This is a genomic window from Streptomyces sp. SudanB52_2052, from assembly GCF_964272415.1.
Taxonomy (GTDB): domain Bacteria; phylum Actinomycetota; class Actinomycetes; order Streptomycetales; family Streptomycetaceae; genus Streptomyces; species Streptomyces olindensis.
In genome coordinates this window covers 7,027,258-7,048,034 of the sequence record NZ_OZ186796.1, presented here as the reverse complement: position 1 = coordinate 7,048,034, position 20,777 = coordinate 7,027,258, and the positions used below count along the sequence as shown (strand labels likewise).

The 20,777-nt window shown below is 71.0% G+C and carries 16 protein-coding genes and 1 pseudogene; 8 read left to right on the top strand and 9 right to left on the bottom strand.

The genetic code is table 11. The features are described 5' to 3' along the window. Nucleotides 1-57: 57 nt before the first annotated feature. The 4 genes and pseudogenes from ACSUPV_RS31565 to ACSUPV_RS31550 all read left to right on the top strand — a co-directional run bounded on the left by ACSUPV_RS31565 (nucleotide 58) and on the right by ACSUPV_RS31550 (nucleotide 4,488). Nucleotides 58-1,059 (top strand): hypothetical protein, encoded by a 1,002-nt coding sequence (locus tag ACSUPV_RS31565; protein ID WP_382616387.1) that lies wholly within the window; start codon nucleotides 58-60, stop codon nucleotides 1,057-1,059. Next, the gene (locus ACSUPV_RS31560; protein WP_037756956.1) at nucleotides 1,056-2,315 is read left to right on the top strand and encodes a sensor histidine kinase; all 1,260 of its coding nucleotides are present in this window, start codon (nucleotides 1,056-1,058) and stop codon (nucleotides 2,313-2,315) included. The genes ACSUPV_RS31565 and ACSUPV_RS31560 overlap by 4 nt, the downstream gene beginning before the upstream one ends. Next, nucleotides 2,312-2,975 (top strand): annotated as a pseudogene (locus ACSUPV_RS31555) (response regulator). The gene ACSUPV_RS31560 and the pseudogene ACSUPV_RS31555 overlap by 4 nt, the downstream one beginning before the upstream one ends. Nucleotides 2,976-3,030: 55 nt before the next feature. After that, complete coding sequence (locus ACSUPV_RS31550; protein ID WP_436949017.1) at nucleotides 3,031-4,488, top strand: peptidoglycan D,D-transpeptidase FtsI family protein; 1,458 nt, start codon at nucleotides 3,031-3,033, stop codon at nucleotides 4,486-4,488. Nucleotides 4,489-4,557: 69 nt separating this feature from the next. Here ACSUPV_RS31550 and ACSUPV_RS31545 read toward each other — a convergent pair whose 3' ends face one another. Continuing rightward, nucleotides 4,558-6,015, bottom strand: a complete 1,458-nt coding sequence (locus tag ACSUPV_RS31545) for an NCS2 family permease (protein WP_031117304.1) — start codon at nucleotides 6,013-6,015, stop codon at nucleotides 4,558-4,560. 269 nt (nucleotides 6,016-6,284) lie between these two features. On the opposite strand from ACSUPV_RS31545, the gene ACSUPV_RS31540 reads away from it, so the two are divergent. The 3 genes from ACSUPV_RS31540 to ACSUPV_RS31530 all read left to right on the top strand — a co-directional run bounded on the left by ACSUPV_RS31540 (nucleotide 6,285) and on the right by ACSUPV_RS31530 (nucleotide 8,645). Beyond that, the gene (locus tag ACSUPV_RS31540) at nucleotides 6,285-6,884 is read left to right on the top strand and encodes a SigE family RNA polymerase sigma factor (protein WP_031117305.1); all 600 of its coding nucleotides are present in this window, start codon (nucleotides 6,285-6,287) and stop codon (nucleotides 6,882-6,884) included. Further along, nucleotides 6,881-7,726 (top strand): hypothetical protein, encoded by an 846-nt coding sequence (locus ACSUPV_RS31535; protein ID WP_031117306.1) that lies wholly within the window; start codon nucleotides 6,881-6,883, stop codon nucleotides 7,724-7,726. Before ACSUPV_RS31540 ends, ACSUPV_RS31535 begins: the two co-directional genes overlap by 4 nt. A gap of 85 nt (nucleotides 7,727-7,811) precedes the next feature. After that, complete coding sequence (locus ACSUPV_RS31530) at nucleotides 7,812-8,645, top strand: pectate lyase (protein WP_436949016.1); 834 nt, start codon at nucleotides 7,812-7,814, stop codon at nucleotides 8,643-8,645. Nucleotides 8,646-8,859: 214 nt separating this feature from the next. Here the strand turns inward: ACSUPV_RS31530 and ACSUPV_RS31525 are convergent, their stop codons facing one another. Then, on the bottom strand, nucleotides 8,860-10,014 hold the full coding sequence (locus tag ACSUPV_RS31525) for a right-handed parallel beta-helix repeat-containing protein (RefSeq protein ID WP_382616380.1): 1,155 nt from the start codon (nucleotides 10,012-10,014) through the stop codon (nucleotides 8,860-8,862). Between the two features lie 233 nt (nucleotides 10,015-10,247). Between ACSUPV_RS31525 and ACSUPV_RS31520 the strand changes: the two genes are divergently transcribed. Next, entirely contained in the window at nucleotides 10,248-12,455 is a 2,208-nt protein-coding gene (locus ACSUPV_RS31520) for a family 43 glycosylhydrolase (protein WP_436949015.1), read from the top strand. 3 nt (nucleotides 12,456-12,458) lie between these two features. On the opposite strand, the gene ACSUPV_RS31515 is transcribed toward ACSUPV_RS31520, so the two are convergent. The 7 genes from ACSUPV_RS31515 to ACSUPV_RS31485 form a co-directional block, all read right to left on the bottom strand. Continuing rightward, complete coding sequence (locus tag ACSUPV_RS31515; protein WP_436949014.1) at nucleotides 12,459-13,616, bottom strand: dienelactone hydrolase family protein; 1,158 nt, start codon at nucleotides 13,614-13,616, stop codon at nucleotides 12,459-12,461. Then, nucleotides 13,603-14,868 carry a pectate lyase family protein gene (locus tag ACSUPV_RS31510; protein WP_436949013.1) on the bottom strand — a complete coding sequence of 422 codons (1,266 nt, stop codon included), beginning with the start codon at nucleotides 14,866-14,868 and terminating at the stop codon, nucleotides 13,603-13,605. The genes ACSUPV_RS31515 and ACSUPV_RS31510 overlap by 14 nt, the downstream gene beginning before the upstream one ends. Further along, complete coding sequence (locus tag ACSUPV_RS31505) at nucleotides 14,861-15,889, bottom strand: pectinesterase family protein (protein WP_031117312.1); 1,029 nt, start codon at nucleotides 15,887-15,889, stop codon at nucleotides 14,861-14,863. The genes ACSUPV_RS31510 and ACSUPV_RS31505 overlap by 8 nt, the downstream gene beginning before the upstream one ends. Beyond that, nucleotides 15,889-17,016 (bottom strand): pectinesterase family protein, encoded by a 1,128-nt coding sequence (locus ACSUPV_RS31500; protein ID WP_436949012.1) that lies wholly within the window; start codon nucleotides 17,014-17,016, stop codon nucleotides 15,889-15,891. The genes ACSUPV_RS31505 and ACSUPV_RS31500 overlap by 1 nt, the downstream gene beginning before the upstream one ends. Before the next feature lie 128 nt (nucleotides 17,017-17,144). After that, complete coding sequence (locus tag ACSUPV_RS31495) at nucleotides 17,145-18,455, bottom strand: pectate lyase family protein (protein ID WP_031117314.1); 1,311 nt, start codon at nucleotides 18,453-18,455, stop codon at nucleotides 17,145-17,147. A gap of 39 nt (nucleotides 18,456-18,494) precedes the next feature. Next, a complete protein-coding gene (locus tag ACSUPV_RS31490) occupies nucleotides 18,495-19,286 on the bottom strand; it encodes a rhamnogalacturonan acetylesterase (RefSeq protein ID WP_037756968.1) in 792 nt (263 codons plus the stop codon). A gap of 121 nt (nucleotides 19,287-19,407) precedes the next feature. Further along, nucleotides 19,408-20,769, bottom strand: coding sequence for an ABC transporter substrate-binding protein (locus tag ACSUPV_RS31485; protein WP_037756969.1), 1,362 nt, complete (start codon nucleotides 20,767-20,769; stop codon nucleotides 19,408-19,410). Nucleotides 20,770-20,777 lie beyond the last annotated feature (8 nt).

Here is a 20,777-nt window from a genome sequence, read left to right as displayed (position 1 = left end):
GGCGGATCGTCGTCTCGCAGGAGGTGCCGTCGGTCTCCCCCGCGGGAGCCTGAGCGCATGCCTCAGACGATCGCTCCTCGCATCGCTCCGTCTCCCGCCACCCGCCTCAGCCGTCCCCGGCGGCTCCTGCGGGCCGTCGCCGTCCTCGCCTGCGGGCCGTACCTCGGTCTCAAGGCCGCCTGGATCGCCGGGAGCAGCGTCGGCATCCCCGAGGGGAGTCCGCTGCTCGACGACCGCCTCGCCGTGGCCGTGATCAACGGCGTCTCCGTGCTGCTGGACAGCGCGGTGATCGTGCTGGCGCTGGTGCTGACCCGGCCGTGGGGGCTGCGGGTGCCCGCGTGGCTGCTGGCGTTCCCCGTGTGGGTGGCGACCGGGCTGCTCGCGCCGATCATGGCCGGGTTCCCTGCGCAGCTGGTGGTACGGGCGTTCGCCGGGGCGGAGCCCCCGGGGCGGGACGCCTTCCTGGACGAGTGGGTGTTCGCCGTCGTGTACGGCGGGTTCATCGTCCAGGGTCTCGCGCTCGGCGGTCTCTTCGTGCTCTACGCCCGCGACCGCTGGGGGCACCTGTGGCGCGGCCGGGTGGGGGACCTGCCCGTCGGTGTCCTCGGGCCGGCGCACCGGGCCCTGGCCGTCGCGGCGGCCGTGCTCGCCCTGCTGCCCCTCACCCTGCACGCGCTGTGGGCCTGCGGCGTGACCGCGGGGCTCAGCGAGGGCCGGGCGGCGGACCGGGGCGGTGACTTCCACGTCCTGGAAGCCGTCTACGTGGTGTTCCTCCTCGCGGCCGTCGCCGGCGGCGGTCTGCTGGCCTTCCGGCGCGGGCGGGCCCTGCCTGTGTCGGTGCCGCTCGGTCTCGCCTGGGTCGGGTCCGGTGCGGTGGCCTGCTGGGGCGGCTGGCTGTCGCTCGCCTCGCTGGGCGGTGTCGAGAACATCGCCGACCGCCCCACGCCGCTGATGAGCCTCGCCTACGCTGTCCAGATGCTCGTGGGCTTCCTGGTCGCCGCCATCGGCGCCTACTCCTTCGCGGAACGTTCGGCCGGGGCCGTGCGGCGGGCGGCGTGAGGGATTTCGCCCGGTTCCTGCTCGGGCGGCGAGCACGGCAGCGCTGGATCCACCTCGTCCTCGGCGGCGCGCTCGCCATGCCGTACTTCCTGGTCGGCTCGGTGATCCTCGGCCCGGTCACCGGCTCCACCGACGTCTTCGGCTCCTTCCCCCTCCAGCTCGCCTCGTTCGGCGTGGGCCTGCCGATCGCCGCCGTCACCTCCCTGTTCCCGCTGACCCGGCCGCTGGAGTCCGCCGCCGCGCGCTGGCTGTGCGGGGTCGACGCGGACCGGCTCGCCCCGGGACCGGCCCGGACGCGGGACGAGAAGCGCCGCACGGCGGCCTGGTTCACGCTGCACCTCGGGCTCGGCGGGATCATCGCGGGGATGTCGCTGGCCCTGCCGCCGTTCGCCGCCGTGCTCATCGCGCTGCCCCTCGTCGCGGGGCTGCGCGGCACCCGGCTCGGGCTGCCCGAGGTCCTCGACCACACCTGGGCCCTGGCGCTCGCCCCGGTCGTGGGGGTGGCGTCGCTCCTCGCCCTCGCCGGCTGCGCGGCCGGCTGCGGAGCGCTGCTGGCCCGCTGGGCGCCCGTCCTGCTCGGTCCGTCGCCCGAGGACCGGCTCGCCGCCGCCGAGGCACGCGCCGCCGACCTGGCCGTACGCAACCGGCTGGCCCGGGAGCTGCACGACTCCGTGGGTCACGCCCTGAGCGCGGTCACCCTCCAGGCGAGCGCGGCGCGCCGCGTCCTCGACTCCGACCCGGAGTTCGTCCGCGAGGCCCTCGCCGCCATCGAGGACACGACCCGGCGTACCGTCGGCGAACTCGACGCCGTCCTGGGCGTGCTGCGCGAGGGCGACGCCCCCGGCACGGCCCCGGCGCCCACCCTCGCCGCCGACCTCGACGGCCTGCTGTCCCGGACCCGGGCGGGTGGCGCGCGGGTGTCCGCCACGGTCGACGCCGACCCGGAGGCGCTGCCGCCGCTGCTGTCGCGCGAGGCCTACCGCATCGTGCAGGAGGGGCTGAGCAACGCGCTCAAGCACGCCGGGGAGCGGGTCGCCGTGACGGTGCGGATCGCGGTGGCGGGCGGGGACCTGGAGATCACCGTGGAGAATCCGGTGACCGGCCCCGCGCCCTCCCGCCCCGGCGGCGGCCACGGGCTGCGGGGCATCGCCGACCGGGCACGGCTGCTGGGCGGCACCACGACGGCGGGAACCGCCGGACCGGCCGGAGACCTCTGGCGTCTGCACGTACGCCTGCCGATGAAGGGACCCGCATGACCAGCCCGACGCCGATCCGTGTCGTCCTCGCCGACGACGAGCGCATGGTGCGCACCGCGCTGCGCGCCATCCTCTCCGCCGAGCCGGACCTGGAGGTGGTGGGCGAGGCGGCCACCGGTGCCGAGGCCCTGTCGGTCGTCCGGGACGTGCGGCCGGACGTCGTCCTCATGGACGTCCGGATGCCGGAGATCGACGGCATCCGCGCCACCGAGCAGATCCTCGCCACCCTGGACGAGCCGCCCCGGATCGTCGTCGTGACGACGTTCGAGAACGACTCCTACGTGTACGACGCGCTGCGCGCGGGAGCCGCCGGGTTCCTGCTGAAGCGGGCGGACGCCGACGCGCTTGTGCAGGCGGTCCGGCTGGTGGCGCGCAGCGACAGCCTGCTGTTCCCGGCGGCCGTCCGCACGCTCGCGGCCGAGCACGCCCGCGCGCACCCCCGCGCCGCCCGCGTGGGTGGCGAAGCTCACGGAGCGCGAGGGCGAGGTGCTGCGGCACATGGCGCGGGGCCTGACCAACGCGGAGATCGCGCGCCGGATGGGGGTCGGCCCGGCCACGGTGAAGTCGCACGTGGCGGCGGTGCTGGCGAAGACGGGGACCCGGGACCGCACGCAGGCGGTCATCGCGGCGTACGAAGCGCGCTTTCTGAACGGCGGATGAGAAAACCGGACGGGTGGGAACGATCCACCCGACCTCGCTCGTCCTCCTGTTCGGAATGAACAAGACGATCAGGCGCGCATCGGTCTTCACGCTGCTGCTGGTGTTGGCCCTGCTGGGCAGGGCGACCTGGGTGCAGTTCTACGAGGGCCAGGCGCTCGCAGACGACAAGGACAACCGGCGGAACGCCATAGAGACGTACTCGGCGCCGCTCGGGAACATCATCGTGGCCGGCCGGTCGATCACCGGCTCGGCGCCGACCAAGAACAGCGACCTGAAGTACAAGCGCACGTACACGGACGGCGAGCTGTACGCGGCGGTGACGGGATACGCGTCGCAGGCGTACGCGCCGACCCAGCTGGAGGGCATCTACACCGACCTCCTCAACGGCACGGACAACCGGCTCAAGTCCGTGATGGACACCCTCACCAACCAGCGGGCCGACCCGGGCAACGTGGTCACGACGATCGACCCGGACGTGCAGAAGGCGGCGTACGACGCGCTCGGCGACAAGAAGGGCGGGGCCGTCGCCATCGACCCGAAGACCGGGAGGATCCTGGCGGTCGTGTCGACGCCGTCGTACGACCCCTCGGCGCTGACGGACGCCAACACGGCGGGGACGGCGTGGAAGAAGCTCACCACCGACCCGGAGAAGCCGCTGGTCAACCGTGCGCTGCGGCAGCCGCTGCCGCCCGGCTCGACGTTCAAGCTGGTCGTGGCGGCGGCCGCCCTGGAGGACGGGCTGTACTCGTCGGTCGACGAGAGGACCGACAGCCCGAACCCGTACCCGCTGCCGGGCACGAGCCGGACACTGGACAACGAGAACCCGAGCGCCCCGTGCGCCAACGCCTCCATCCGGGTCGCGTTGCAGTACTCCTGCAACAACGTCTTCGGGAAGATGGCCGTCGACCTGGGCCAGGACAAGGTCAAGGCGATGGCCGACAAGTTCGGCTTCAACGACGACAAACTGGATGTGCCGGTCCGGGCCTACACGAGCGTGTACCCCTCGGACATGTACCCCTCGGAGACCGCGCTGACGGGCATCGGCCAGTTCGACGTCACCGCGACCCCACTCCAGATCGCCATGGTGTCGGCGGCCATAGCCAACGGCGGCAAGCTGGTCTCGTCGCATATGGTTTCGCAGATCACCAACAGCGGCGGTGATGTGCTGCAGAACTACGACGACGAGGCGGGCACGAAGGAGATCGTCTCCTCCTCGACCGCCGAGCAGCTCCAGTCGGCGATGCAGACGGTCGTGGAGAAGGGCACCGGCACGAACGCCCAGGTCCCGGGCGCGACCGTGGGCGGCAAGACGGGCACGGCCCAGCACGGCGAGAACAACAGCCAGGTGCCGTACGCCTGGTTCACCTCCTACGGCAAGTCCGACTCGTCGGGCAAGGAGGTCGCGGTGGCGGTCGTGGTGGAGCAGTCCGACGCGGCCCGCTCGGAGGTCAGCGGCAACGGCCTGGCGGCGCCGGTCGCCAAGGCGATGATGGAAGCCGCGCTGAAGGACTGAACCTCCGACGTCGACATGGCGTCTGTACAGATGGGCCGCCCCCTTCCCCCCGGGGGCGGCCCTTCGGCGTTACTTGGCCCCGAGAAGCTGCTCGATCGGGTCGATCGCGAAGTACACCAGGAACAGGGCCGAGGTGGCCCACAGCAGCCAGTGCACCTCCTTGGCCTTGCCGAGCACGGCCTTGATGAGGACGTAGGCGAGGAAACCGGCGCCGATGCCGTTGGTGATGGAGTAGGTGAACGGCATCACGGCGATGGTGAGGAACGCGGGGATGGCGATGTCGTAGCGGTCCCAGTCGATGTGCTTGACCTGGGTCATCATCAGGAAGCCGACGGCGACCAGGGCCGGGGCGGCCGCCTGGAGCGGGACGATGGTGAGCAGCGGGGTCAGGAACAGGGCGAGGGCGAACAGGCCGCCGGTGACGAGGTTGGAGAAGCCGGTGCGCGAGCCCTCGCCGACGCCGGCCGCCGACTCGATGTAGGAGGTCGCGGAGGAGGCCGAGGCCGCGCCGCCGGCGACCGCGGCGGCACCGTCGATGAGCAGGACCCGGCCGAGGTTCGGGACCTTGCCCTCCTCGTCGAGCAGGCCCGCCTCGGCGCTGACGCCGACGACCGTGCCCATGGTGTCGAAGAAGTCGGACAGGATCAGGGTGAAGACCAGCAGGACGACGGTGATGACACCGACGCCGGGGGCGCTGAAGGCGCCGAACAGGTCGAAGTCGCCGATGAGTCCGAAGTCGGGGGCGTCGACGAGCTTGTCGGGCCAGGAGGGTGTGGTCAGGCCCCAGCTCTTGATGTCGGCCAGGGAGTTGATCACTACGGCCAGCACGGTCATGGTGACGATGCTGATCAGGATGGCGCCCTTGACCTTGCGGGCGAGCAGGCCGATCGTCAGCAGCACGCCGAGGCAGAAGACGAGCATCGGCCAGCCGGTGAGGGTTCCGGTGCCGCCCAGCTGAACGGGGACGGTGGTGTTCGCGGCGTCCGGGATGCGGCTGACGAACCCGGCGTCGACGAAGCCGATGAAGGCGATGAACAGACCGATGCCGACGCTGATCGCCTGCTTGAGCGGCTGGGGGATGGCGTGCATGACGGCCTCGCGCAGGCCGGTCACCACCAGCACGCAGATCAGCAGGCCCTCCAGGACGATCAGGCCCATCGCGTCGTCCCAGCTCATCAGCGGGGCGATCTGGAAGGCGACCACGGCGTTCAGGCCGAGTCCGGCGGCGAGCGCGAGCGGCAGGTTGCCGGCGACGCCCATGATGATCGTCATCACGGCGGCCACCAGGGCGGTGGCGGTGGTGAGTTGGACGGCGTCCAGCTGGTGCCCGAACTTGTCCTTGGCGCTGCCCAGGATGATGGGATTCAGGACAAGGATGTAGGCCATCGTGAAGAAGGTGGCGAAGCCGCCGCGTATCTCACGGCCGAAGGTGGATCCCCGCTCGGAGATGCGGAAGAACCGGTCGACGCTGTTCACCGGGGGTGGTGCCGCGGTCGGCCGGTCGGCCACCTGTTGCGGTTCGGACATGGCGCGTGCTCCTTGATGCCTGGGTGATCGGTGTGCGGATGCTGGCTGGATTGTTCCCGCGTTGAACCCCGTTCAGGTTTTCTCCGTGTTACGGAATCAGAGTCCGGCCCGCCATACGCCGTTCGAAGCTCCGTACGAACCATCCCGAGATCGCTGCTACGCTTCCGGATCTCGTCCGGGCCTCCCCCGGATGATCACATGTCACCTACATGACACTCACAGGCACCCCGGCCGGGAGTGCCCGAAGCCGCCGCGAGGAGAGGTCGCCCGTGGGCACAGTCGTCGACGACGCCGCCTCCGTGGAGTTCCACGCCTTCTTCGAGCGCCATTACGCCGAACTGTCCCGTCTGGCCTATCTGTTGACGGGCGAGTCGGACACCGCCGACGACCTGGCGGCGGACGCGTTACTGGCGCTGTGGCACCGCTGGGACCGGGTGCGCGCGGCCGACCATCCGGCCGCCTACGCCCGCGGTGTGGTCGCCAACCTGGCCCGTACCCGGATCCGCAGCGCCGTGCGGGAACGGCGGCGCATCGCCCTGTTCTGGTCGCAGCGCGAGGAGAACACCGAGAACCCGGACGTCGCCGGCGTGGTCGACGTCCAGGAGGCCCTGCGCAGGCTGCCGTTCCGCAAGCGCGCCTGCGTGGTGCTGCGGCACGCGTTCGACCTGTCGGAGAAGGACACCGCGCTCGCCCTGGGCGTCTCGGTGGGTACGGTGAAGAGCCAGACCTCGAAGGGAATGGCCGAACTCCAGCGGTTGCTGGGCACACAGGGTGTGCCGCAGCGGATGCACGCGGCGGTGGGCGCACCCCGCTGCGCACCCGCCGTGGAAGGCTTGCGCACCGGTGAGGGCGGAGGGAGGGACCGATGACCATGCGGCGGGACGTGCACGAGGAGCTGCGCGCCCGGCTGCACGCGGCGGCCGGGGGCCACGAGCCCGACCGGGAGCGCATCCTGGCCCGGGTCGAGCGCGGCATGGCCGGTCCGGCCACATCCGGCCACCGGGCGACGCGTCCGCCGGTGTTCGGCTGGATGCGGGTGGCCGGTGCGACGGCCGCGGTGGCGAGCGTGCTGGCGGTGGGCGGTTACGCGGTCGCGTCCGCGGTGAAGGAGGAGGCGGCCCCACGGCAGCAGGAGGTGGCGACGCCGCCGACCCCCACGCCGTCACCGGAGGCGACGAGCCGGCCGCCCGCGCCGCCGGTGGATCCGACGCCGAGCAGCCCGCCGGAGCGGCGCGAGTCCGCCCCGCCGCCCTCCAGGACGCCCAGCCCCTCCACCCCCGGGCGGTCGCCCGCCGCGACCGAGGACGGACCGCTGTGGTCGGACGGCTCGGTCGACCCGCACAGCAACGACTTCTGGGCGCAGAGCAACATCACGATCAAGGCGCGCGAGGAACTGACTGCGCTGACCGTGCGGTTGAGCGTCGCCCAGACCGGCGGCGTCTCCGACGCGGGTGCCTGGCGGTCGCTGCCCGAGCAGGACTTCACGCTCACGGTCAGCGAGCGGGACGGCTTCCTCGTCTACACGTGGACGCTCAAGGAGGGCCGTAAGGTCCCGGCGGGCGAGTGGGTGTTCGCGGGGCAGTTCGACCACGAGCGCGGTGGCCGTGACGCCGGCGCCGACCGCTACGCGGTGACCGCCGCCGCCGGTGCGGAGCGGCTGTCCGTGGGCGGCGGTTTCGCGGCTGTGGACGACGCGGAAGACGACTCGTGAAAAATTCCTGAAGGCACGGCAACCCTTTCCTCACCGGTGGCGACCACCAGGCGCAAGAGTCACCACCCCATTGAGGAATCCGTACATGACTGCACCAGCAGAACAGCGCGTCCGCCACCGCCGCCGGGTCACCAAGCGGCGGGCCCTGATCGCCGGGTTATCCGCGTTCGGTATCACGGGAGCGGCGGTCGTCACCACGTCGATGCTCTCCACCGCGGGCGCCGCGTCCTCCTGGCCCACGGACAAGGGCAAGACGCCCGTGTCGAAGACCATCCCGGTCTCCGGTGTCCGCGACGGCGGGATGAAGATGTTCTACGGCACCGGCGCGCTCGGCGGCGACGGCCAGGACGAGGGCCAGGACCCCATCTTCGAGCTGGCCGACGGCGCCATCCTCAAGAACGTCATCATCGGCACCCCGGCCGCCGACGGCGTGCACTGCAAGGGCAGCTGCACGCTGCAGAACGTCTGGTGGACGGACGTCGGCGAGGACGCGGCCAGCTTCAAGGGCAAGTCGTCGTCGGCGGTGTACAAGGTGATCGGCGGCGGCGCGAGGAACGCCGACGACAAGGTGCTGCAGTTCAACGGCGCCGGCACGCTGAACGTGTCGGGCTTCCAGGTGCAGAACGCTGGCAAGCTGGTCCGCTCCTGCGGCAACTGCAAGACGCAGCACAAGCGCACGATCGTGCTCAGCGACATCGACGTCACGGCGCCGATGAACTCGATCGTCGGCGTGAACGCCAACTACGGCGACACGGCCACGCTGTCGAAGATCCGCATACACGGCGACAGCAAGAAGAAGATCAAGACGTGCGTGCGCTTCGAGGGCAACAACACCGGCAAGGAGCCCAAGGAGCTGAAGCCGGCCGGCCCGGACGGCAAGACCTGCAAGTTCAAGGCCTCGGACATCAGCTACCAGTGACGCCGCGGCACGTGTGAGCTCCGGCCGGACCGAAACCCCCCTCGGTACGGCCGGATGCCGGATGTCCGGGCCCCCAGTCGGACTCCCGGCACCCCCGACCCTCCGGAGCCCCCCTCCGGACGGTCGAGCAGCCCTGGCCGAGCCCCCCTCGGCCGGTCGGCAGGACGCCCCCGCCGGTTCCCACCGGCGGGGGCGTCGTCGTACGGCGGCGCGCCTAGTTCATCGTCGAGCCCATGGTGGTGGAGCCGGTCGTCAGGAACACCGTGGCGGGGAGGGAGCCGTCCGCCCCGCGCGGCCCGTGCGCGCCGGTCGCGTCCGTGGAGGTGAAGGGCGGGGTCGCGACGCCGCTGTCCCAGTTGTTGCCCGCGGAGACCGTGGAGGAGCCCAGCTCGGCGCGGCCGCCCTCGTCGCTCACGGCGAGGTTCCGGCGCAGGCGGGCCGTGCCGGTGGCGAAGTGGAAGCCGTTCCCGGCGTTGGCGTACGCGGTGTTGCGGTTCAGGGCGATGGCGCCGGTGTTGGAGTTCTCGGTGAAGCCGTGCAGCGTGTTGTCCCAGGCCGCGTTGTCGTCGACGACGTGGGCGACCGAGGCGCCCCCGCCGCCCAGTTCGAAGCCGTTGCCGTTGCCCTCGAAGGCCGGGTCCTTCCAGCGGTTCTCGCCGTTGCCGAAGGCCCAGGAGTGCTCGATGGTGACCGGCGAGGAGAACTGCCACAGGTCGAGGCCGTCGTCGGAGTTGTCGTACAGCCGGGCGCCGGTGATCCGGTTGCCCGTGCCGGAGCCGAACTTCACGGCGATGCCGTCGGCGTTCCGGCCGTGTCCGGCCGGGTCGTAGTTGCCGTGGCTGTCCAGGTTCCGCACGAGGTTGCCGGTGGTGCCGTCGCCGCGCAGGGTGAAGCCGGAGTCGCCGTTGTCGGCGGTGACGAGGTTCTCGAAGATCCCGCCGACCGAGGAGGTGGCGACGAAGCCCTGGGCCGGGGAGTCGGCGAAGGTGAGGTCCTGGACGGTCCAGTAGTCGCCGTCCACGGCGGCCAGCCAGGAGCCGGCGGGCAGCTCGGAGCCGTCGATCCGCACCTTCTCGCCGGGGTGCGCCCGCAGGGTGACGCGTGCGGAACTCGTGCCGTTCGCGGTGCCCCTGAGGGTCGCGGTCGGGTGGTAGGTGCCACCGCGGACCTGGATGGTGGTGCCGGCGCCGGCGTTCCGCACGGCGGCTTCGAGCTGGGCCGTGGTGGAGACGGTGACGGTCGTGGAGGCGGCCCGCGCACCGCCCGTCGTCAGCCCGAGGTAGACGCCGCCCGCCCCCGCGGCACAGGCCACCGCGGCGGCGATGGAGAGCGTACGGGTGCTGCGGTGGCGTCCGGTGCTGAGCAGCACGGAGCGATCCTTTCGTTGGGATTCGAGGAGGAAACGGCTCGGAGGGGCCCGCTCCGGCACGTTTCGACCACCAGTCGCCGCCGCGCGGGGAAAGGGTTGCCGCCGCGCCCTCGATGTTCCGAAAGTTTCGGAACCACCGGCCTCATGCACACCCGTTGACGCCCCGCTTCCCTCCGGTGACACTCCGAGGGCCGCCATCCAACAGAATCCCCCAGACTCCGACAGGAAGTGTCATGCGCCCCCGCACGCTTCTGCTTCCGTTCCTGGCCCTGACCGGCCTCTTCCTGAGCCTCCTCACGGCACCACCGAGCACCGCAGATCCCGGAGCACCACCCGTGAAGCACTCCAAGTACGCCGGCTATCTCTTCGCCTACTTCACGGGCGAGGGCACCGCCGACGGCGAGCAGATCCGCTACGCCCTCAGCCGCGGCAACGACCCGCTGCACTGGCGTGAGCTGAACGCCGGCAAGCCGGTCCTGACCTCGACGATCGGCGAGAAGGGCCTGCGGGACCCGTTCGTGATCCGCTCCCCCGAGGGCGACAAGTTCTACCTGATCGCCACCGACCTGCGGATGTACCAGAACTCCAGCGGCAGCTGGGACCAGGTCCAGCGGCACGGCAGCAAGTCGATCATGGTGTGGGAGTCCACCGACCTGGTCAACTGGACCGACCAGCGCCTGGTGAAGGTCTCCCCGGACAACGCGGGCAACACCTGGGCCCCGGAGGCCTACTGGGACGACGAACTCGACGCGTACGTCGTCTTCTGGGCGTCGAAGCTGTACGCGGACGACGACCCGGAGCACAAGGGCAACACGTACAACAAGATGCTGTACGCGACCACGAAGGACTTCCGCACCTTCAGCGAGCCGAAGATCTGGAACGACCCGGGCTACTCGGTGATCGACTCCACGGTCGTGAAGTACAAGGACGAGTACTACCGCTACACCAAGGACGAGCGGGACCCCAGCTCCTCCAGCCCCTGCTCGAAGTTCATCACCGGGGAGAAGTCGACCTCCCTGACCTCGACGAAGTACGACTTCGTGGCGGACTGCATCGGCAAGGGCGCCATGGACCGCGGTGAGGGCCCGACGGTGTTCAAGTCGAACACCGAGAAGAAGTGGTACCTGTTCATCGACGAGTACGGCGGCCGCGGCTACCTCCCCTTCGAGACCACCGACCTCGCCTCCGGCAAGTGGACCCCGTCGACGAACTACCAGCTCCCGGCGAGCCCGCGGCACGGCACGGTCCTGCCGGTGACGCAGGAGGAGTACGACCGCCTGCTGGCCGCGTACCCGTCTACGCCCACCTCGGTGGTGGACGCGACGGCGAAGCACCAGAAGGGCTACGCGATCGTCACGGACAGCGCCTCGAAGGTCGTCCTGCCGATGGAGCCCGACGCCGATCTGCGCGGCCTCGCCCCGAAGCTGTGGGTGGGCAAGGGCGCGACGTTGAGCCCGAAGTCCGGCACCCGGCGCGACTTCCGCACACCGCAGAAGTACAGCGTGACGGCGGCCGACGGCACCAAGCGCACCTGGACGGTCGAGGCGGTCCGCACCCGCAGCCCCATGCTGCCCGGCCTGAACGCCGACCCCGACGTCCACTACCTCAACGGCAGGTACTGGATCTACCCGACGACGGACGGCTTCCAGGGCTGGAGCGGCACGAAGTTCAAGGCGTACTCGTCGAAGGACCTGGTCCACTGGAAGGACCACGGCGTCATCCTCGACCTCGGGCCGGACGTGACCTGGGCCGACAAGTACGCCTGGGCGCCCGCGATCGCCGAGCGGAACGGCAAGTACTACTTCTACTTCTGCGCCGAGCAGCAGATCGGCGTGGCGGTGGCCGACTCCCCCGCCGGCCCCTTCAAGGACGCGCTCGGCAAGCCGCTGGTCGCCAAGGGCGGTGCCCTGAAGGGCCAGATGATCGACCCGTCGGTCTTCACGGACGACGACGGCAAGGCGTACCTGTACTGGGGCAACGGCCACGGGTACGTCGTCCAGCTGAACGACGACATGGTGTCGTACGACGCCTCGCAGGTGAAGGACATCACCCCGGCCAACTTCCGCGAGGGCTCCTTCGTGATCAAGCGGAAGGGCACGTACTACTTCATGTGGTCGGAGGACGACACGCGCAGCGAGAACTACCACGTGGCGTACGCGACGGGACCGTCCCCGCTCGGCCCGTGGACCAAGCGCGGCACGATCCTGGAGAAGCGGCCCGAGTACGGCATCCTCGGCACCGGTCACCACTCGGTGGTGAACGCCCCCGGCACCGACGACTGGTACGCCGTCTACCACCGCTTCGCCCTCAACGGGCCCGGCCGCCCGGGCGGCGACGGCATGCACCGCGAGACGACCATCGACCGCATGGAGTTCGCGGCCGACGGCACCATCAAGCCGGTGACCCCGACGCTGGAGGGGATCAAGCCGGTACGGCGGTGAGCCTCACAGGACGTCGTCGAGCCACCTGAAGACCTCGTCATGCATCCGGTCGGTGAAGACGTGGCCGAACTCCGGCCACGTCTTCGTCCGTATCCGGTCCTCGGCGTTCCGCGCCCGCCAGACGGCACGCAGCTTGTCCTCGGCGACCCGTACGCCCTCGGCCGGGAACAGCGTGTCGAGTCCGCCGTGGAAGAACAGCATCGGCCGGGGGGCCGCGATGCTCGCCACGTCGGGGATGTCGAGGTGCCGGGCGAGCCCGGGGTGGAGCATGTAGTACGCCGACTGCCCGCGCAGCGTGTTGTTGCCGGGCACCATCATCTCCTTCAGGCCGGTCATCCAGCAGACGCTCGCGGCGGCCGCTACGTGGTCGCTGAGGGCGGCGGTCTGCCAGGCGCGGTAGGCGCCCATGGAGAAGCCGACGGCCGCGACCCGCCGGGCGTCCACCCGGTCGAGCCCCGCCAGGAAGGCGGCGGCCCGCTCGTCCTCCCGGGCCATGAGCCCGGCAAGCGAGGAGCCGAGGTTGAGGAAGTTGGACGCCAGGGCCTGCTGCTGCTCGTAGGCGAGGGGCCCGCGGTCGCCCCAGCCGAGCGCGTCCAGGCACAGCACCACATAGCCCCGCCGGGCCAGCTCGTCGCCGACGAACCGCCCGCTGAAGTACTTGTCGGCCCAGGCCGAGGCGGAGGCGAGGCGGGTGTCGTCGTACCAGGGCCGGATGAGTTTCTCCTTGCCGATGTCGAACCGGGCGCCGTGGTCGTGCAGGAGCAGCACGGCCGGGAAGGGACCGCGGCCGTGCGGGGTGAGCAGGGCGCCCCGTACGCGCTCGTAGCGGGTGAGGGAGACGGTCACCGACTCCCGGGTGAAGCCGTCCCCCGGGGAGCGGTCGCCGAACTCGGGCGCGTACGGCGTGCGGTCCTGCCGCTCGACGAGGAGGTGCTCCTCGACCGTGGCCCGGGCGGCACGCCGCCAGGCGCGGAAGTCGCGGATCGGGGACCGGCCCCAGGCGAGCGGGAAGGTCAGGGCGTCCTTCAGCGCCGGGTGGAAGTCGGGCAGCGGGCCGTCGACGACCGCCGCCTCCGCCCCGCTCACCGCTCCCCCCGCCAGCAGGGCCGCACCGGCCCCGACCACGAACCCGCGCCGCCCCAGCGGCTCATGGGCGTCCATCCGGCCTCCCCGCTCCGGCGTGCCGCAGCACGTACCGCTCGACCGCCGACGGCGACGTCAGGGCACGGTGGTCGTACACGTCGGCGGGGTCCCAGCCGACGTCGCTGTCCAGGCCCAGTCCGCTCGCCACGGCGTCCAGGCGGGCGGGCCGGCCGTTGAACCAGGAGCCGGTGTCGTGGAACCGCTCGCCCCCGTACGCGGCGAGCGCGACGGACGGTCCGGCTCCCGGGTACCGGAAGACGTTGCGCTCGGAGAAGAGCGCGGACTCCACGCCGACGCCCAGGGCGTAGAGCGGGGGCCGTCCCCGGTGGACGTTGTTGACGACGTGCACCTGCCCGAAGCGGACGCGTGGGGCGCGCTGCGTGAGGCCGTCGAAGAGGTTGCGGGCGAAGGTCACCTTGAGGTGTCCCCGGTCCCGGTCGCCGCGCCCGTCGCCGGAGCCGACCAGGATCGCCTTGTCGTGGTCCTCGAACCGGCTGTCGGAGACGGTGACGAAGTCGGAGCCGTCCTCGATGTCCAGCAGCCCGTCGTGCCGCTGCACGCGCTCGCCATGAAAGCCGAGGGGCGCCTCGCGGTCGGGGAACCGGCCGTCGGTGAAGGTGCAGTGGTCGATCCAGAGGTGCTTGCCGGTGATGACGGTGAGCGCGTCGAAGCGGGCGTTCCAGCTGCCGTGCGTGCCGTCGTCCGGGGACCAGCTGGTGAAGTGGTCGACGGGTGCCTCCAGGTGCAGGTTGCGCACGATGATGTTCCGGCCGGTGTTGACGGTCAGGAACACCCCGAGCAGCCGGGCGTCGCGGCCGGCGCCGACGAGCGTGGTGTTGCTCGGCACGGTCAGCTGGATCTGCGCCTTCTGTCTGTTCGATCCGGTCTGGCGCAGTTGCCGCTGCTGTTTGCAGTGGTCGAAGCGGGTGTCGGACCAGGCGGAGCCGTCCTCCCCGAAGCAGGACATGTACTTGTGGAGGTCGTATCCGGGTGCGTAGTCCTGCTCGCCGAGCAGGGAGCCGTCGTCGCTCTCGTGGCCGTCGATGTCGCCGACGACCCGGATCACCTTGGGCGCGGTGGGTTCGCCGCCGTTCGCGAGGGCCTCCTCGAGTTCGGCGCGGGTGTCCACCGTCCAGGTCCGACCGCCCGCCCCGCCGGTGGTGCCGGAGCCCGTCGAGGCCCAGCCGACGGGGGCGCGTTCGGCGGCGGAGGCCGGCGGGGCCGGCCAGAGCAGGCACACGCCCAGCAGGGCGGCGGCGGCCCTACGCACCGGGCCGCCAGTCGCCGAGGTAGGTCTCCTTGGTGTGCGACCGAACCTGGTCACGGGTGAGCTGCGGCCGGTTCTCCGGCACGGAGACGGCGGCTCCCGGGCCCGTGTTCCGGTACTCGGCGAACCGCATGGACTGCCAGGGGTGGGCCTCCCGCATGTTGGTGTAGGGGGCCACCGCGTCGATGCCCGGCCCGATCCGGGTCTCGCGCACGACCAGCGACGGCCGGGCCGTGGTCTCGTACGACGGCACCCAGGGCCGGGCCAGCTTGTACGCCCCGTCCTCGGCGCCGGAGGTGATGCGGCAGCGGACGGCGAGGATGCCGTACGGGTTCGCCCGGGCCGTGGAGGGGGCGAACACCATGCCCTTGGGCGTGAAGTCCACGTCCCGCGCGAGGGTGCGGAAGTGGCACTCCTCGAACACGGCCGTCGCCCGTCCGAAGACGAAGTCGACGTCGCCCTCGATGTGGCAGTGCCGGAAGTACTGCCGGTCGAAGGCGTCCAGGGCGGTGGTGTCCACGAAGAGGGTGTCCTGGTGGGCCAGGAGCCGGACGTTCTCGAAGCGGGTCCGGTCGCCGTACGTGTACGCCGCCACGGCCTGCGTGCCCGTGATCTCGGGGTGGTCGGCGCGCAGCCAGTCGTTGGCCAGGGTCAGGTCGCGGACGGTCAGCCCGGGGGCCGCCGAGGTGAAGGTGGCGGAGCCGGCCGTGCCGTAGGTGCCCGAACCGTCCGGCTTGGGCGTGCCGTTGGCGTTGTCGTACACGATGACGGTGTCGCGGGGGTCCCGGGTGAGACCCCGGAGGGAGAGCCCGACCGCCCGGGCCGGGACCTTCACCACCTCGCGGTACGTCCCCGGGTGCACGACGATCGTCCAGCCCGGCCCGTCCACCGCGTCCACCGCGGCCTGGACGGAGTCGCCGGGCCGGACGTGCAGGATGCGGCGGTCGGCCGCGGCGAAGGCGGGTGCGGCACCGGCGGCGACCAGTCCGCCGGCGAATCCGGTGAGCAGGGTGCGCCGGTGCATCAGCAGGTCTCCTTCCACGGCTCCCAGTCGCCGAGGTGGGCGGCGCGGGTGGCGGACCGGGCCTGTTCGGCGGTGAGTTGGGGCCGGTTCTCGGGAACCGTGATGCGGGCGCCGGGGCCGGTGTTGCGGTACTCGGCGAACCGCATCGACTGCCAGGGGTGGGAGTTCGACATGGTGGCGTAGGGCGCGACCGCGTCGATGCCCGGGCCGAGCCAGGAGTCCCGGACGGTGAGCATGGGCCGGGCGGTGGTGTCGGAGCTGGGCACCCAGGGCCGGGCCAGCTTGTAGAAGCCGTCGGGGGCCTCGCTGCTGACGCGGCTCCTGGTCACCAGGTAGCCGAGCGGATTGGCCCCGGCGGTCGACGGCGCGAAGACGAAACCGTACGGGGCGCCGGACAGGTCGGTCCGGTCCAGGGTCCGGAAGTGGCAGTGCTCGAAGACGGCGGTGCCCCGGCCGAAGACGAAGTCGACGTCGCCCTCGGCGTAGCAGTGCGCGAAGTACTGGCGGGCGAAGGTGCCGAGGGCCATCGAGTCGGCGTACAGGGTGTCCTGGTGGCCGAGGAACCGGCAGTGGTGGAAGGCGGACCGGTCGCCCTGGACCTTGAGGGCGACGGCCTGGGTGCCTGTGATGCCGGGGTGGTCGGCGCGCAGCCAGTCGTTGGCGAAGGTGATCCGGTGGGCGGTGAAGCCGTCGGCCTGCAGGGTGGTGGTGGCGGAGCCGGTGGTGCCGTAGGTGCCGCCGCCGGGCTTGGGGGTCCCGGCCGCGTTGTCGTAGACGATCACGACGTCCCGGGGGTCCTCGCTCGCCCCGATCCAGGTCATCTCCGTGCGGGCCCGGTCGACGGCGACGGTCTGCCGGTAGACGCCCGGGGCGATGACGAGGGTGTACCCGCTGCCGTTCGCCGCTGCCACGGCGTCCCGGACCGTGGTGACGTCACCGGCGCCGCCGGGGTGGACGTAGAGCGTCTTGGGGTTCAGTCGGGCGGCCGGTGAGCCGTGGCGGCCGAACGGGTGGGGGCGGGCGGCGGCCCGCGCGGGGCCGGGGGCGAGGCCGAGGGCGGCGCCGGCCGCGGCGCCCGCGCCGAGGAACCCGCGGCGGGTGAGGGAACGACGGTGCTGCGAGGGCATGCGGCTGCTCCTTCGCGGTGCGGCTGATACGGGGTGGGGAACGGGGTGGGGAAGGGCCGGGGCGGGCGCACCCCCGGGGCGGGAGGTGCGATGCGGGCCGCCCCGGCCCGTTTCGCGAGCGGGTCAGGTCAGCACACGCGTCCGGCGCCCGCCCGGGCGCCGACGATGCCCGGGACGGCCTTCGCGGGATCGACGCCCGCCCGCAGGGTCGGGGTCCAGCCGGCACCGGACTGGAGCGTCTCCCCGGGGATCTCCGCGTTGTGCACGGCGATCAGGTCGACGGCCTTGCCGCCCACGACGTTGCCGTTCGCGGTGACGGGCGCCTCGCTCCACTTCTTGAGGATCTTCGCCGGGCTGATGCCCTCGGCCAGCGTGAACGCGTTGTGCTCGGCGACGAGCCGGGACTCCTTGCCGATGCCGTAGACGTAGCCCCACTTCTGGGCCTTGGTGACCACGAAGTGGTTGTTGTACGAGTCGACCTGCCCGAACCGCACCCGCGGGGCCCGCTCGACGATGCCCTCGAAGCGGTTGTGGTGCAGCGTGACCTTCAGTTTGCCCGTGTCGTCGGCGGTGGCGCTGTCGCTGTTGCCGATCAGCATGGTCTTGTCGTGGTCGTTGAAGGAGTTCCAAGACACGGTCACGTGGTTGGAGCCGCGCACGATGTCGAGGAGCCCGTCGTGCTGTTGGTAGGTCTTGCCGAAGTACGACGGCAGGGAGCTGTCCGGGTAGCGGCCGTCGGTGAGCGTGTTGTGGTCGATCCACACGTGGGTGGAGCCGTAGACGACCATGCCGTCGTACTCGGAGTTCCAGGCGCCGGTCTTGTTGTCGTCGGTCGGGTCCCACTGCGGGAAGCAGTCGACCGGCGCCTCGAAGGTGAGGTTGCGGACGATGACGTTGTCGACGCCCTTGATCTGCAGGCTGCCGCCGAGGATGCCCGATCCCTTGCCCACGCCGATGATCGTGGTGTTGGCGGGCACGTTCGCCTTGATGGTCTTGTCCTGGTTGGCGGCGGACGCGGCCCGCAGGTCCTCCTGCTCACCGCTGACCGGCTTGTCGTGGCCCCACACGGCGGGGTCGTAGGCGGCGAGGTACTTCCGGAAGTCGTACCCCTCGGCCGCGAACGCGTCGCAGCCCTCGGAGACGGCGTCGATCATCCCCTTCACCTTGATGATCTTGGGCGCGGACCCGCCGTCCTTCAGGGCGGCCCTGAACTGCTCCCAGGTGGTGACGGTGTAGACGTGCTCGGCGTCGGCCCGGGCGCCGCCCGTGGTCCCGGTGCCGTACGCGCCCCACCCGTCGGTGGCCCCGAGCGTCTGCCGGGCCACGTCCCGCGGCTGGGCCTGCGCGCCGGTGCCGGTCAGGGACAGCACGAGCGCGGTGCAGCCGGCCAGCACGACGGCTCTCACAATGACATGATCATGACACTTCCGAACGTTCATGGTGCGGCTCTCTTCTCTCGTCGGGGACGGTGCTCTCCGTTACGCGGCGGCTTCCGGCCAGGTGATCCAGGACTCGGGGATCCGCTCGTCCAGCCGCCGCACATCGCGCGGCCCGAGCACCCTGGTCCGCAGCAGCTCCCGCGCCACGAGCCGGGCCACCTCGATGGCTCCCGGCGGATTGAAGTGCGTGTTGTCCTGCTCGGTCGCGGTCCAGTTGAAGTACGTCTTCGTCGCCTCGGGCCCCAGCTCCTGCCACCGGGCGAGCGACAGCGTCTGGAGGTCGAGCAGCGCCACCCCCTCCTCGGCGGCGAGCGCCCGCATGGCCGCCGGGTACTCCCCGTGCGTGGGCAGGGCCTTTCCGGCGGCGTCGAACCTGCGCCGCTCCACGGACGTGGCCAGCACCGGCCGCGCCCCCCGGGCCCGGGCCCCCTCGACGTACCTCCGCAGATACTGCTGATACGTCGACCAGGGCTCGGTGTAGCGGGTGGGGTCCTCCTTCTTCTCGTCGTTGTGACCGAACTGGATGAGAAGGAAATCCCCGGGCCGTATCACGGAGAAAACGGCATCGAGCCGCCCCTCGTCGACGAAGCTCTTCGAACTCCGCCCGTTCACCGCATGATTGGCGACGAAGAGATCCTTGCGGAGAAAGAACGGCAGCGCCATTCCCCACCCGGTCTCGGGCGCGGCGTTGGCGTATTTCTGGGCGGCGGTGGAGTCACCGGCGATGTGGAGGGTGCGGCGACCACGCGCGTGCGCGGTACCGCCGACGGACAGTGCGAGAGGCACAGCGGCCATTCCGGCGACAGCCACTTGTCTACGACTGAGAGACACGCAGAGTTCCTTTCAGGAAGGGGTTGGTTCCACGCCCTGAGGGGCGCGGGGAACTGCGCGACCAGCCAGGGACGGCCCGCAGCCCGCACACCACAGGCCGTCCCACGGCGAGACCCGGCAATCAACCGTTCTGCTGGTTCCACTCCTCCTGCGCGGTGTTCAACTGCTCAGCCATCGTGTCCAGGAATTCCTTCGCACTCATCTTCCCGAGCAGCACCTTCTGGAAGTTCGGCTCATTGTCGGCCTTGGAAATGGTGTTCCAGTCGGGCAGGTAGTACGGCAGCTGCACGATCGTCGTCGTCCCGTCCGACAACGCCTGCGCCGCCAGCTTCGTGGGCTCGGCCTTCGCGATCCACGCGTCCTGCGCCGCGTCCGTGTTCGACGGCACCTGCCCCGCCGCCTCGTTGAACTTCGAGTTCTCCGCCTTGGACGTGGCGAACTCGATGAACTTCCAGGCGGCCTCCTTGTTCTTCGAGCTCTTGAACAGTCCGAGCCCGTCCACCGGGTTGGAGACCTGCACCCGCTTCCCGCCGGGCCCGGTCGGCTGCGGAATACCGCGGAACTTGTCGACCCCGAGCGCCTTCACATGGTCCTGGTACGACCCGAGATTGTGGTTCAGCATCCCGATCGTGCCGGAGTCCCACTGCGCGACCATCTTCGTGAAGTCGTTGTTGAGGTCGGCGGCCGGAGTGACCCTCTTGTACAGCTTCGCGTACTTCTCCAGCGCGGCCACGTTCTTCGGGTCGTTGACCGTGGTCTTCTCACCACTGGAATCCCAGAACGAGGTGATACCGGACTGCCCGTACATCGCGTCCAGCGCCTGGGCGATGGAGCCCGCGCCACCCCGGATGGTGTAGCCGAACTCGTTCTTGCCCTTGTTCGTGAGCTTGTCGGCGGCCGTGAAGAACCGGTCCCAGGTGGTCGGCTCCTCCAGGCCGGCCTTCTTGAACAGGTCGGTGCGGTAGTACAGCACACCGTTGTTCGCGGAGGTCGGGATCGAGTACAGCTTGTCGTCACCGCCGCCGGCGGCCTTCAGCGACTCGACCATGTCCTTGTTGAGCTTGCCGTTCAGCGACGACTTGGCGAGCCGGTCGTCGAGCGGCTCCAGCGCGCCCTGCGCGGCGAACCCGGCGAGCATCGCCGCGCCCACGCCGCCGACGTCCGGCAGGCCGCCGCCCTGGAGGGCGGTGTCGACCTTGGACTGGTACTCGGTGGAGGCGATCCCGACGTACTCGACCTTGATGTCCGGGTGGGCCTTCTCGAAGTCGGCGATGACCTCCTTCCAGATCTCGGTGCGGACACCGCCGTTGTTGTCCCAGAAGACGATCTTGCCCTTGCCGCTTCCCTCGGAGCCCTTGTCGCCGCCCGCCCCGCTGCCGTCGTCGCCGCATGCGGTCGCGGTCAGCGCGAGCACGGCCCCCAGGGCGACGGCGGCCGAGGTCCGGCGCCCGCCTCTGCTGCTGGTTCGATTGCTGATCTTCATTGGTCGGC

Coding starts and splice junctions, on each gene's coding strand:
- ACSUPV_RS31505 (WP_031117312.1), bottom strand. CDS start 15,889: ATGCACCGGCGCACCCTGCTCACCGGATTCGCCGGCGGACTGGTCGCC.
- ACSUPV_RS31485 (WP_037756969.1), bottom strand. CDS start 20,769: ATGAAGATCAGCAATCGAACCAGCAGCAGAGGCGGGCGCCGGACCTCG.
- ACSUPV_RS31535 (WP_031117306.1), top strand. CDS start 6,881: ATGACCATGCGGCGGGACGTGCACGAGGAGCTGCGCGCCCGGCTGCAC.
- ACSUPV_RS31550 (WP_436949017.1), top strand. CDS start 3,031: ATGAACAAGACGATCAGGCGCGCATCGGTCTTCACGCTGCTGCTGGTG.
- ACSUPV_RS31500 (WP_436949012.1), bottom strand. CDS start 17,016: ATGCCCTCGCAGCACCGTCGTTCCCTCACCCGCCGCGGGTTCCTCGGC.
- ACSUPV_RS31520 (WP_436949015.1), top strand. CDS start 10,248: ATGCGCCCCCGCACGCTTCTGCTTCCGTTCCTGGCCCTGACCGGCCTC.
- ACSUPV_RS31565 (WP_382616387.1), top strand. CDS start 58: ATGCCTCAGACGATCGCTCCTCGCATCGCTCCGTCTCCCGCCACCCGC.
- ACSUPV_RS31495 (WP_031117314.1), bottom strand. CDS start 18,455: ATGAACGTTCGGAAGTGTCATGATCATGTCATTGTGAGAGCCGTCGTG.
- ACSUPV_RS31530 (WP_436949016.1), top strand. CDS start 7,812: ATGACTGCACCAGCAGAACAGCGCGTCCGCCACCGCCGCCGGGTCACC.
- ACSUPV_RS31515 (WP_436949014.1), bottom strand. CDS start 13,616: ATGGACGCCCATGAGCCGCTGGGGCGGCGCGGGTTCGTGGTCGGGGCC.
- ACSUPV_RS31545 (WP_031117304.1), bottom strand. CDS start 6,015: ATGTCCGAACCGCAACAGGTGGCCGACCGGCCGACCGCGGCACCACCC.